Genomic DNA, 12968 nt, shown 5'->3' on the forward strand with positions numbered 1-12968 from the left:
TCCTTAATGTATACACGAATTTTAATATCCTGATCATGATTACCGAATCCAGCTCCATAGAGCGTCAATGCGAATTGTCTTCAATAATCCGTATTGATTCACATTTCGATGCCACCATTCCGGCGTATATTTGCCGCGCGCCGCTCTTCCGAAGTCTGCTGGGCTTGTCCAGGTTCCAAGCGAAACACCGTTAAACGTGAAACTAATATCTGAAGGCCAGTAATCTCGGAGGCCTGGCGGTTGGGAGCTCGATTTCGACAGTTTTATGTTTAAGGAAACACATTTTGTGCGTCCCTCCATTTTTGCGTACCCTGCGGCTTCCTTATCATAGAATTATCTCCTGCCCCATATATATTGAATTCACATATATATTAATTTAATAAATATAAAGAAAACCTTCAACCCTGTTTCATTGAAAGTTTCTGCTCAATAGTGTTTAATTTTCTTAGGATGTAATCACAATGAATTCTTATTTATATAAATTTAAAGAAGAGGTGGACAAATGAACTACAATAACCCAGTCATTAAAGGCTTTTACCCCGACCCAAGCGTTTGCAAAGTGGACGACACCTATTATCTGGTCTGCAGTTCCTTTCAGTATTTCCCCGGCGTTCCGATTTTTGAAAGCAAAGATCTGATAAATTGGACTCAAATCGGTCATTGTCTAACCCGAAAGAGCCAGATTCAGTTGGAAACCGTGAACAGTTCAGGTGGTGTATTTGCTCCCACCTTGCGTCATAACAATGGCCGGTTTTACATGACTACCACAAATGACACTACTCACCAAAACTTCTATGTCTGGACTGACGATATTTACGGCGAATGGTCTGAACCGATCTACGTCGATCAAGGCGGAATCGATCCAGATTTATATTTTGAAGATGGAATAACATATTTCATGAGCAATGGGACTGACGATTACGGAGTTGGCGGTATCATCCAATGCGAAATTGAAATTGAATCTGGCCGCAAGTTAACGCCAAGTCGTTCTGTCTGGCAAGGCTCAGGGGGACGTTATTTGGAAAGTCCTCATCTTTACAAAATGAATGGGCGCTATTATCTGATGGTATCTGAAGGCGGAACGGAATATGGCCATATGGTCACTTATGCGCGTGGAAACTCACCTTCCGGTCCGTTCGAAGCCTATAACAACAATCCTGTATTGACCAATCGTAATTTAGGTGGTTACGAGCTGCAAGGAGTCGGCCACGGTGATCTGGTTCAAGACCAGGAAGGGAATTGGTGGATCTTCCATCTCGGATTCCGGCAGACCGGTCAGTATCTTACGTTTCATCACTTAGGACGCGAAGTTTTTCTAACTCCGATTACTTTTGATGAAGACGGCTGGTTTACGGCAGGTCATAAAGGCACCACTCTTATGAGTTTCGAGACTGACCGTATCTCTAGCACAATCATTCAACAAGAGAAAAAGGCCTTCACGTTCGAGAACACGGATTGGAATCTAGACTGGTGTTATCTTCGACATCCGGTTACAGAAAATTATATGTTAGAATCCGATAAGGTAAAGCTTAAAGGAACGGAAGTGACGCTAGATGTTCCAGCATCACCAACCTTTATAGGTATTCGTCAAAAAGACTTTAACGCGGTCATTACTTGCGAGATCAGCCTAACCAATGGCGAAGCCGGCATTACACTCTACATGGACGAAAACCACCATTATGATTTAGCCTTGCGTAACCATCAACATGGATACGAGGTCATCGAACGACTTAATATTGGAGATATCAAATCAACTGAAAAAGCTATAGATTTGGGCCATTGCAATCATGCTACATTGGTTATTAAGGCCACTCCTACTCTTTATCACTTCTATGTTCAGATTGGAGATGCTGAGACGTTACTTGGATCCGCGCAAACGAAATATCTCTCTTCAGAAGTAGCGGGAGGATTTACAGGTGTACTTATAGGTTTATATGCCACTGGAGAAAGTCCTGACTACAATGCAGTATTTTCACATTTTAGCTGCGAGTACTCATAATGCATTTATCGTTTACTCTAGATAAATTGTAATCAGAGTTGCAATACGGTTATCGGCTCTTTGTGGCAGATTTCACCATTTCTTATCAGGTTTTTACTAGATACGTAAGTCGCAAGAAATCCTGATATCATTCGTCCAATGATGATTTCAATAAACAATATACTAGCAAATAAACTCGATGTTTGATTTTGAGAATCATACGATTGATACTCTTTTGGATTATAGATGGAGCATCCCATTCATTCCGTAGTTGGAATGCTCCTTTTGTGTCGAGGAAACATTATTTTTTATAAATAGCTTGAACCGCAGGCAATAACGTAACTACCTGTATCGTTAATCCTAAAGTAATGTACAACATATGCAAAAGTTCAACCGCATTAATCACATACACTTGTACCGTAATCCAGATAATAAGTGCAAACCCACTATACAACGAGAATGTCCAACTCCAATGTCGATCTTTAATAATATTTATTTTATCCGCTATCCTCCAATCCCATCTTGTCATGAGCGCAATGGATAAGAATAATGGGAATACACCTAAGACAATGAACAAAATAATACCTGGGATCAAGAAATCACTAAATGGTGACCTTTCTAAAATCGTCGAGGGTAGTCCCACTAAATTCCCTGTAGGATCAATCATTAATACCACACCACCGAATACAGCACCCACGCCTAAAAATAACTGTAAAATAAACAATACCCATGATCGTTCATGTTTAGACTTCACGATCTAACTCAACCTCCTCACGCATAATTGACCTTGCCTCATCCAATTTTACTGTTCAATTTGGTCCTATTATAGTTCATCAAGATTTCGGGTGAATGTTATAATTGTTACACTCATCATGATGGGGACACGTAATCCACTGCAGAGTCGACTTCTTGAACGCACCCGGGTTGCAGTAAGGAAGTCCAGCATACCCCGTTGACGTTATTGAACAAGAGAACGCGCATTAGTCATGAAGGTACATTAAATACATCTAAATTCAACCAAATCCCTCTGAAGCTAACTTTAGTTGCATGGAGTACATCTAGATTACTGGAATCCTCACTTTTCAGCGTTAGCGCCATTTTTAACTGCAGTTTTGACAACTAATTCTCCCCCCTTCTCTCTCACAACACACATAATATCAACGATAAAAATTCTATAACATTAGAAAAATTCAAATCAAAAAGCCCTGATGCATCAAGATTTCTTGATGATCAGGACTAAGATGTCTGCCTTGTTAACCGTCCTACCCTTTTCTAACAAGCGTGCGGTACATTAGAAACAGGAAATATGGAGCTCCAATCAGCATAATAATCAGACCTGATGGAATCTCTTTCGGTGCCATTATAGTTCTTCCGATCGTATCAGCAATGACGAGTAGCAATCCACCAAGAAGTCCCGACAAAATAATGGAGCGTCTTGTGTGATGCCCGATCATCATCCGTACGACATGCGGTGCCATGAGTCCGAGAAAGCCAATCGTTCCGACACTTGCAACAGCTCCTGATGCAAGCAAAACCCCGATAATCATGGCCCAGAGCCGCGTTCCCCGGACTGGCAAGCCAAAACCTGTTGAACTCTCATCGCCAAACGCCAGCAAATCGAATTTTCGTCCCAAATAATAAGCAACCGGTACAAGTACAAGTAGAAATATAAACAGGCTATAAAACTGACCCCAGCCTCGTCCATAGGTCGAACCCGTCAGCCAAATAAAGGAACTGCTACTATAGAAGCTTCCCTTGACAATCATGACCTGAATGCCTGCAGAGAAGATTGCTGATACGGCGATTCCAAGCAGGATGAGAACGGATGGATTTAATGCTTTCCGCCATGCTAGAAAAAACACAATGGCTGCTGCGACAACTCCACCCGTAATGGCCGCAAAGGGAAGTGCAACTATCGTCAATCCGGGCCATGCGACCAGCACGATCATCGCGCCAAGCCCAGCACCCGAAGTCACTCCGATAATGGAGGCGTCTGCTAATGGATTTCGGACAGCACTTTGGATTAAGACACCACTAATGGCAAGCGCGATACCGCCTGCAGCCGCAACGAGTGTACGCGGAAGTCGTAAATTTAGGAGGACGGAATATGATTGATCTCCCCCGCCAACAAGACTGCTCAGCAAATCGCTAATCGGTATTCTTGTTCCCCCAAGCGACAAGCTCACGAGGATGATAAAGATCAGTAGTATCGTCATGAATGTCGCTGTCGGAGCAAAGCGCATACGCTTTGCTGCCCCTCCTATACTCATGGATGACTGTACAGAGCCTGAACCGGATATGTTTTTCATCTTGGTGAGTACCAGCCAAATGAGCCATGGTGCTCCAATTATCGCCATGACCGCACCAACTGGCATTTCTCCGAAACTTCCTCGTACCATACGTGCAATCGTATCCGCTGCTGTAATGAGCAGTGCTCCCCACAACGCACTCGCGGGAATCAACAGACGATGCTTGCTTATTCCGCTAAGCCGAACAAGATGAGGTGCGACCAGACCGACAAAGCCGATAGGTCCGACCACACTGACTACGATCGCAGCCAGCAATACCGATAGCCCGAGGCCTACCGCCTTAATTAACCCTACACGCTGCCCAAGTGAGCGGGCGGTAGACTCATCAAGCTCGAGCGCATCGAATTGCCGTCCTGCGAACACCGCTACCCCAAGCAGTGCGATAACGAAAGGCCAGGCATATTGAACACCGTCCCAGTCAAGCTGGATTAAAGAACCCGCGCCCCATAAGAATAAATTTTGCGTTTCTGTTGTTTTGAAAATATGAATGGCCGATGTAAACGCTCCAAGTACCATGGATACAATCATACCTGATAAAGCAAGTCGAACAGGCGTGGCCGTTCGACCTCCGCTCAGGAAATAAGCAGCCAATGCCGCCAGCAGTCCACCCGCAACTGCCAACAAAAATGGAAACTGTTGTTGCATAACAGGGAATGCAACTACGCCAAGCACAACCATAAAATAAGCACCAGCATTGATTCCTAGCGTATCAGAAGAAGCTAGCGGATTTTTCGTTATCGTTTGCAATAAAGCGCCAGCCGCAGCAAGGGCAGCCCCGCCCAGAATCCCTATAACAGTGCGCGGCATTCGGATATCCCAAAGCAGATTATGCTCCATTATATCTCGACGGTTCAGTAATCCCTCGAATATGGTGGCGATCGGGATTTCGGCCTCTCCGAAACAGAGGCTCAGCACGAATAGAACAAAAAGGACGGCAATGCCGCCCCCAAATATTCCTATAAGCCGCCAGGTCATTCCGATAGGGACTTCTTTCTTATTCGTTTTGGTCATTAAGGCGCTCATTTTGTTAATGTATTTACAACTTCATCCACGATAACTTTGGAGGAGATGGGACCGCCGAACACCCATGTCGCGCTGTCCAATCCGAAGATGCGTTCTTCTTTAACGAAAGTAAGGCCGTTCCAAACAGAATTATCTTTTAGTTCATTCGAGAAAATATTATCATTCTCTTGCACGATATAGATTAGATTTGTGTCCTGGACCGCAGGTAATGATTCAACCGTTGATGTGCTGAAACCCCACATCTCGAATTGTTGAGATTCCCAGTCGTTCTTTAGGCCAATCCGGTTCAACGTTTGTACGGCAAGTGAGTTATCCGTAAAAAGACGTAACTGTGCTGCATTCTGATAGCTGTATGCCTGCGTCAGCACATAATTCAAGCCTTCCTTGCCTGCTGCAGCAAGCTTCGCCTTAGCATCTGCATAATGTGCATCTAGATCAGCAAGAACCTTGTCGCCTTCAGCTGTTTTTCCGACAGCCGCTGCAATTGTTTTGAAGATATCTTCCATTTGTGTATAATGATTTCCTTGCCCTTCAGGCGGGTAGAGACTGAAAATCAACGTTGGCGCAATACCTTTCAATTGATCATATATCGCGTCATGGCTATCAGTGATGGCAATAATCAAATCCGGCTGTAAAGAAGCAATTGTCTCTAGATTCGGTTCACCACGGGTACCGACATCCGTCACGCCTGCATCTAATGAAGCTTCAGAAGTTACATAAAGCTTATAGTTTTCATTATCGGCACTTCCTACTGGCTGCATTCCGAGCGCAATAATATCTTCTGTAAATGTCCACTCCAATACGACAACCTTTTGCGCAGGCTTATCCAACTTAAGCTCGCCTTTAGCATCTTTCAGTACAATCGGCTCGCTCACAGCTTCATTGCCTACATTTGTAGCGACTCCATTGCCAGTTGCCCCTTCGTCAGTTGCCGAACTATTCGGTTGGTTAGATCCGCAGCCCGCTACAACCAGTGTGAAAACGATAACCATAATTAAACTCAATAACTTTTTGTGCATTTTTATTTCCCCCTAGGTATGTATATAATAATTTTACATGATAATGATTATCATTACTAATGACATTCATTATTTTATATTCGTTTTCCCGGAAAGTCAACTTAAATTAATTATAAAAAGCGACCCTAGGGGCCGCTTTCTCTTATCTTGTATTATTCTTGAGTATACTTATCTTTATCTGATTCCGTAATTTCTCGGATGACTCTACAGGGATTACCTGCTGCAATAACACCAGAAGGAATATTTTTGGTAACGACACTTCCTGCACCAATAACTGTATCATTTCCAATCGTAATACCTGGAAGGATCGATACACCCCCTCCAATCCACACATTGTTTCCTATAGTGATGGGGTAAGCAATTTCCAATCCTTTATTCCTTTGCTCCCTATCAAGTGGGTGGCCGGCAGTATAAAATCCACAATTAGGTGCAATGAAGACATTATCTCCAAACGTTATTTTTGCAGCATCAAGCATGACACTATTATGGTTGCAGTAAAAGTTCTCTCCAATTTCAATATTATATCCTTGATCACATACAAACGGCTGTTCAATAAGAAAGTTACTCTTGGTTTTACCAAGTAGCTCTTTTATGATCTTGTTCCGTTCAACAATTTGCCTAGGACGAAGATGGTTATAATCGAAACATAATTCTTTCGCTCGCATTCGTTCTGCTAAAAGTTCTTTGTCATGATTATTATCATAAAGAAACCCTTTTTTAGCTTTTTCTTTTTCAGTCAATTTCATGAACTCAAATCTCCTTGAATAGTTATCATTTTACAAACTCTGGCTTTTGTCCTCAATCAATTGCATCGTTGTAATGCAAGTATTATCGTCTTTGAAGGTGGAAATCTCAGACTCTGCTGTCTTCCCATCGTGCTTGATCGTTATGCGGTACGTTGTATCACGAGGTAACCAAAAATCGATAAATCCGTTAGTTTGGGATGTCATTGTTTGATCTAATATCACGTTGCCTTCCATATCTGCGATGTGAACGTCAAACTCTTTCTCTATCATTTCCCCTTGACAGCCCGTCAAGCTATGAATTGCACAGGGATGAGTTTCCTTGACAAACGGTGCGATGGAAATAAAAAACTCATTTTCAGGTAAAGCATAGGTTAATTTCTTCTTGTTGCTCGCAGTTACGATGAGTTGCTCCGATGTGATTGAAGCGGACTGATCTTGTATGTTGTGAGCGCTGTACTCATATACCAATTGTTTAATGTCTTGCGTATCACTTTCATTAAGCGATTTTTTTTCAACGCCTCCAGCGAGTATATATGCCCCTAGCGCAACCACTACTAATCCAGTAGCCACCAATATCTTTTTTCTCAACTTCTACTCATCCCCCTACATCTACCACTTTCTTTAGTATAACTATTATAACTGATCTATCACAAGTCCAGTTAACTCTCTCGACTAATCATATAATTCAACAAATGTTTCAGAAACGCAGTATTTCGGGGTATTTCTTGCAATACTTCCATCGCAAGGCAGTAGTGCTCCCACATTTCTTTCTTGGCACCCTCCTGTCCAAGGACGGACACAAAAGTCGAGCTGTTGTTCTCTACGTCTTTGCCAGCAGGCTTACCCAGTGTAAGCAGGTCGCCTTCCATATCAAGCAAATCATCTTTAATCTGAAAAGCAATACCTGCATGATAGGCGAATTTCTTCAAATCTATGATTTCTGATTCCTTAACCTCAGCGAGAATAGCAGGCATAATGAGAGAAGCTTCAAATGCAATGCCCGTTTTGTAAAAGCACATCATATTCAATTGCTCTAGTGTCAGTATTTTCCCTTTCGATTGCAAATCCATCTCTTGTCCCATACACATCTCTGCTGTCTTGTCGGCTGAATACTGCATTAACGCAAGCACGCTTGAGGCATTGAAATGCTCAAGTGACGCTTGTTCTTTAATTGCCTTCTGCATAAGGAACAACCCGGTTAATTCTGCAGTAGCAATATTATGAACCTGATGCAAAGTTGGACGACCTCTACGGGTAGAAGCGTTATCCTGGGAAGGGAGATCGTCGAAGATTAGGGAGGCCGTATGCATATATTCCAAAGATCTCAGAAGCGGAGCAATTTCCGAAGCCTGTAATCCATATTCATTCACACCCATGACCCAAGTCAATATAGGTCGGATACGCTTGCCATCCCCTTCGAGACTGTAATTTGCAGCATCAATAAGCGGCTCCTTCATGGGTGAGATCCCATTAGGTTTGGGTATGTGCAACATGTTGTTGATCTGCTGACGAACCACTTTGATCATATCGGAAAAGTCTTCTTTTTCCTTACGGTTGTTTTGTAGAGCCGTAACCATCTGATCCCGAAGCAGCTTATCGAAGAAATCCACATCATCCACTTTTCGAACGATATGTTGGATAAGTCGATTGAATTCTGGATGGCCAGAAGCAAAAATCTTCATTATTTCATTATACTTTTCAGTACCCAGGCGGCTTTTACAACGTTTAAGTCCATTGATTGCACGATCTAGAATGACCTCACGGGTCTTGGCATCCGAATGATGCACGTTATGGATCAAATGAGAGATAACCGTCCAGTATAATTCAAAAGGGTTTATTAGATCAGGACGCTGATCATGGTGTTGCAAATAGTAGGTATAGGGGGTTACTGCGCCATCTTTCATATCATCAAACATATCCGCGAAATCATCAGCCAACTGATTGTAGATGCCATAATAGAAAGTTCGCTGATCAAAGTCTTCATCTACTGGAGCACTAATGACGGAACGGACGATTAAGCGGGAAGATGACGATTTTAAAATAATGGGGATATATAACTCTTCATTAGAGTAATCCGCATGAGACAGATCCTTATTCCGGTCCATTTCCTGAGAATGAAAGAACACATAGGACTGCTCGAAGAATGCACTCTGTGTATCAGATCGTTGATAGTTATGAATATATTCAAAAGCTTCCCCTAACTCGGCATGTATATATTGAATCAGTTCCATATTACTTCCATCCCACTTACTTAAATCCGGCACAGCCCCCATGAGAAGTGCGGTACGTATCATATGGGAATATTGTTCTTTCTCTTGAGTGGTTAAAACTTGCGAATCGAGAAGATCGTCAACGAAAGGATAAGACAGACCATAGGAATAACCAAGTCTAATGGCTTCACCAAGTCTTTGAGAACGCTCGGCAGGCGTGATGTTAGCCTCCATCTCTTCAACGACATGCAACATAACCCCAATAATGATCTTGATCAGCTTACGCTGGGAGTGCTCTGCATTCATTTCCTTCGGTATGTTGGAAGATACAGTTCTGAGTTTGTTAATCACCCAGATCATATCGGTTTCTATGCCTTCCTTCTGAGCCATCCGATACAACGTAGCCAAACTCATAACATCCGGTTTATTCCCCTCATTGGTTGTCGAATGTATCAAGTGACTTTTGATATCGGCAACTACACGTTGAATCCTGCTCTGTGTATCAGGCGAATCCAATGCTTTACCCAGATCCCTCATATACATATAAGAAACACTTCGATCTAAGTAATCATCCAATTTTCCTGTATCATTCAACCACCCTATATATCTATGGTAATCCGTAGAATCCGGCTTGCTCTTTCCCTTCGAAAAAAAGGATAGCCATGAATGTTGGTGAATATGGCTCTTTTTCCACAATTGGATATCTTCAGTCAGAATAGGCACATAAGTCTTTGCTCTGACTTGCTCATACAGTGTTGCAAAATACTGAGCTGCTTTCTGCTCAGCTAGCCGATACACTCTATCGGCATGGTCTATCATTTCCTCATTCATACGATACATTACCTCAACTTCTTTTTTTAGTTATTCCTCGTATCATGTTCATATCTTATACGGGAAAGAATGAGTTTGGTTACGAAATCGTTATGAGGGTTTTAATTCAAAATAAATAGGATAATGTATGGCACATTTCTCATTAAAGATAGCTTGGCAATGTGGGCAGCTAGCTGTATGCATATACTGTTGAATCGTCAACTCCTTGTGACAGCTACCGCACAGGATTGCCAATTCGTCAAACTGCTCCTGCGGCCAGCGCTCGATGTTGTGATCTGCATGCTCTTCATGGCATTTGTAGCAAGGATAGTAGCGGTTGCAGCATTTAAACTTCATAGCGATAATATCCTTTTCTGTATGATAATGAACACAACGTGTTTCATTGTCCACCACTACCCCGTAAATGTTCACCTAAACTCCCCCCATTTTTAATAGTAGCAGAGTCACCGTCATTAGAACGGCGATTCCCGCTACTAGAGCATCGAGTTGCTGAAATTTCAATTGTTTATAGGCAGTTCTCCCTTTACCATTACCATAAGCACGCGCTTCAATCGCGTAAGTCAACTGCTCGGCGCGTTGAATGATCGTGAAGAGTAAAGGGATGAGAACCGGAATATAAGCGAGAATACGTTTGGGTAACGTCAAAGCCGAAATATCATAACCTCTAGCCTTTTGTGCCAGAAGAATACGATCAAGTTCCTGTAAGATGGTCGGTATGAACCGTATCGCAATGACGATCATTAATGAAAACTGCTCCACAGGCACATGTATTTTGGATAACGGTGCTAATAACTTTTCTAGACCATGGGCTAAGGTTAGCGGTTTTGTGGTTAACGTTAATATGGAAGCGAGTAAGATGAGTAAAATAATTCGCCAGACGTAACGTATCCCGTTCTGCAATCCATCTAGTGTCACCTCAATGAATGACCAGGACCAAATGACATTTCCTGTCGTGAATAAGACATGGTATACAAAGGTGAACATCAAAATAAACAAAACAGGCTTTAACCCTTTCCCAAATACGTGAAATGGGATTCGGGATAGCAACAAAATGCCTAAAACGAAGAGGGTTGCAACTGCATAGCTCATGAACGATTCTAACATTAGGAAGCTCAATATGATGATAATAATGCTTACAATCTTTGTCCGTGGATCTAGACGGTGAAATAAGGAATGGGTCTCCAAATATTGTCCTATTAATACGGTATTAGACATTTAGCAACTCCTAGTGTGCCATATTGGCCACACTTTCTCGATAATATCCTGCTCTCTACAGCTTGCGACTTCAATTTTCTGACCAGATAATTCCTCCACTAAATGTAAGAGTTGCACCGGTTCTGGCAGTGACAATCCGAATTTCGCAAGCAATTGCGCCTGTTCCAGAAATAAAGTCCTGGTATCTAAATGCCCCATTAGCTGTCCTGCGTGAAGTACCATGACCTCATCCGAGTATTCAGCAACATCGTTCATTTGGTGTGATACGAAGAGAATAGTGCGTTTTTCTTGTTGTTGCCATTCTTGTAGTAATCGTAATAAAGCGACACGGCTTACGGGGTCGAGACCTGCTGTTGGTTCGTCTAATATAAGTAGCTTCGGATCCATCATCAATACCGAGGCGATCGCTACACGGCGTTTCTGCCCCCCGCTTAATTGAAACGGAACCAAAGGAAGAATCTCTTCCGACAAACCCACTTGCGGTAAAATAGTTTCTATTGCCTTCGTTATCTGCTGAGGTGAATAACCGCGCAGCTTCGGGGCAAAGGCAAGCTCCTTGTACACGCTCGTTTCAAATAATTGATGCTCCGGATATTGAAATACGTAGCCTATGTCAGAAACGACCTTTAGTCGACCTTTGCCATCCCTATGAATGGGCTGCTGATCAATCCAATACTCACCATCGACGCTAGGAATTAGACCCTTCAACACTTTGATGAGTGTAGACTTGCCAGCTCCCGTGTGTCCAATGATGGAAATCCATTTTCCTTCTTGGATAGTGCAACTGATATTCTGCAAAGCCACTATATCAGCATAGTTGACGCTCACATTGTTTAGTTGATAGACCATTGTAAGGTAATCATCTCCTTCCAATCTGCCGTTAAAGGGGTTGATTGATGGAACAGTTTATTTAATCGTACCGCAAAGGGCGGTTCTAATTGATAGTCCACGACAGGCACGGTTTCAAAAAAGCTTGAAGGATCGCCATCAAATTCCAATCGGCCATTATGTATGAGTAAAATACGATCTACAGAAAGCACTTCCTCCATATGATGTGTGATATGAATGATGGTCATGCCTTGGCGGTGAAGCTCATGCATAATGGAAAGTACTTGCTCCCTTCCCTGTGGATCAAGCATGGAGGTAGCCTCATCAAAAATAATGATCTGAGGGCGCATCGCCACGATAGCCGCAATCGCTACGCGTTGCTTTTGACCGCCGGATAACTGATGTGGCATCGACTCCAAGTAATCCTCCATCTGAACAGCTCGTAGTGCATGATCCAAGCGACTGCGTATTTCCTCCCTTGGCACACGAATATTTTCCAATCCGAATACGATCTCATCCATAACCGTTGTGGTGATGAATTGGTCTTCTGGATTCTGGAATACAAAGCCTATGTGTTCATGGATCTTATCAAGATCTGCTGGCCTTGACGTATCCAGACTCTTAAATGTGACACGGCCTTCCTTTGGAAGCAGCAATCCATCCATTAGCTTGGCAATCGTAGACTTACCGCATCCATTAGCTCCGACAATCGCCACAAACTCACCTGTTTCAATTGTAAAGCTCATATTGTCTATGACAGATTGTCCCTTTTTATAATAAAAATGAACATGATCGAATGTAAGCATGTA

Annotated in this window: 13 protein-coding genes; 1 reads left to right on the plus strand and 12 read right to left on the minus strand. The window is 42.7% G+C overall.

Going from position 1 to position 12968, the window contains the following annotated elements; genetic code table 11:
* Positions 1–39: 39 nt before the first annotated feature.
* Positions 40–300, minus strand: coding sequence for a hypothetical protein (locus AC1TO9_RS22580; protein WP_482060574.1), 261 nt, complete (start codon positions 298–300; stop codon positions 40–42).
* A 202-nt stretch (positions 301–502) separates the two neighbouring features.
* On the opposite strand from AC1TO9_RS22580, the gene AC1TO9_RS22585 reads away from it, so the two are divergent.
* Positions 503–1999: a glycoside hydrolase family 43 protein gene (locus tag AC1TO9_RS22585; RefSeq protein WP_482057456.1), complete on the plus strand. Its 1497-nt coding sequence runs from the start codon at positions 503–505 to the stop codon at positions 1997–1999.
* A gap of 280 nt (positions 2000–2279) precedes the next feature.
* Here the strand turns inward: AC1TO9_RS22585 and AC1TO9_RS22590 are convergent, their stop codons facing one another.
* The 11 genes from AC1TO9_RS22590 to AC1TO9_RS22640 form a co-directional block, all read right to left on the minus strand.
* Positions 2280–2732 carry a hypothetical protein gene (locus AC1TO9_RS22590; RefSeq protein WP_482057457.1) on the minus strand — a complete coding sequence of 151 codons (453 nt, stop codon included), beginning with the start codon at positions 2730–2732 and terminating at the stop codon, positions 2280–2282.
* A 230-nt stretch (positions 2733–2962) separates the two neighbouring features.
* A complete protein-coding gene (locus AC1TO9_RS22595) occupies positions 2963–3097 on the minus strand; it encodes a hypothetical protein (protein WP_482057458.1) in 135 nt (44 codons plus the stop codon).
* 143 nt (positions 3098–3240) lie between these two features.
* Entirely contained in the window at positions 3241–5298 is a 2058-nt protein-coding gene (locus AC1TO9_RS22600) for an iron ABC transporter permease (protein WP_482057459.1), read from the minus strand.
* Positions 5299–5306: 8 nt separating this feature from the next.
* A complete protein-coding gene (locus tag AC1TO9_RS22605; RefSeq protein ID WP_482057460.1) occupies positions 5307–6329 on the minus strand; it encodes an ABC transporter substrate-binding protein in 1023 nt (340 codons plus the stop codon).
* A 152-nt stretch (positions 6330–6481) separates the two neighbouring features.
* Positions 6482–7069 carry a sugar O-acetyltransferase gene (locus AC1TO9_RS22610; RefSeq protein WP_482057539.1) on the minus strand — a complete coding sequence of 196 codons (588 nt, stop codon included), beginning with the start codon at positions 7067–7069 and terminating at the stop codon, positions 6482–6484.
* Positions 7070–7105: 36 nt separating this feature from the next.
* Entirely contained in the window at positions 7106–7663 is a 558-nt protein-coding gene (locus AC1TO9_RS22615) for a CueP family metal-binding protein (RefSeq protein ID WP_482057461.1), read from the minus strand.
* Between the two features lie 71 nt (positions 7664–7734).
* Entirely contained in the window at positions 7735–10125 is a 2391-nt protein-coding gene (locus AC1TO9_RS22620; protein WP_482057462.1) for a polyprenyl synthetase family protein, read from the minus strand.
* Positions 10126–10206: 81 nt separating this feature from the next.
* Positions 10207–10527: a CHY zinc finger protein gene (locus AC1TO9_RS22625; protein ID WP_482057463.1), complete on the minus strand. Its 321-nt coding sequence runs from the start codon at positions 10525–10527 to the stop codon at positions 10207–10209.
* A complete protein-coding gene (locus AC1TO9_RS22630; protein WP_482057464.1) occupies positions 10528–11331 on the minus strand; it encodes an energy-coupling factor transporter transmembrane component T family protein in 804 nt (267 codons plus the stop codon).
* Positions 11332–12180, minus strand: coding sequence for an ATP-binding cassette domain-containing protein (locus AC1TO9_RS22635; protein WP_482057465.1), 849 nt, complete (start codon positions 12178–12180; stop codon positions 11332–11334).
* A complete protein-coding gene (locus tag AC1TO9_RS22640; protein WP_482057466.1) occupies positions 12165–12965 on the minus strand; it encodes an energy-coupling factor transporter ATPase in 801 nt (266 codons plus the stop codon). The genes AC1TO9_RS22635 and AC1TO9_RS22640 overlap by 16 nt, the downstream gene beginning before the upstream one ends.
* Positions 12966–12968 lie beyond the last annotated feature (3 nt).

The organism is Paenibacillus sp. Y916 (assembly GCF_056786435.1).

Bases quoted from the DNA above. Each gene is read 5' to 3' on its own strand.
- AC1TO9_RS22580 (WP_482060574.1), bottom strand. From the start codon at position 300: ATGGAGGGACGCACAAAATGTGTTTCCTTAAACATAAAACTGTCGAAA.
- AC1TO9_RS22620 (WP_482057462.1), bottom strand. From the start codon at position 10,125: ATGTATCGTATGAATGAGGAAATGATAGACCATGCCGATAGAGTGTAT.
- AC1TO9_RS22585 (WP_482057456.1), top strand. From the start codon at position 503: ATGAACTACAATAACCCAGTCATTAAAGGCTTTTACCCCGACCCAAGC.
- AC1TO9_RS22640 (WP_482057466.1), bottom strand. From the start codon at position 12,965: ATGCTTACATTCGATCATGTTCATTTTTATTATAAAAAGGGACAATCT.
- AC1TO9_RS22630 (WP_482057464.1), bottom strand. From the start codon at position 11,331: ATGTCTAATACCGTATTAATAGGACAATATTTGGAGACCCATTCCTTA.
- AC1TO9_RS22605 (WP_482057460.1), bottom strand. From the start codon at position 6,329: ATGCACAAAAAGTTATTGAGTTTAATTATGGTTATCGTTTTCACACTG.
- AC1TO9_RS22635 (WP_482057465.1), bottom strand. From the start codon at position 12,180: ATGGTCTATCAACTAAACAATGTGAGCGTCAACTATGCTGATATAGTG.
- AC1TO9_RS22600 (WP_482057459.1), bottom strand. From the start codon at position 5,298: ATGACCAAAACGAATAAGAAAGAAGTCCCTATCGGAATGACCTGGCGG.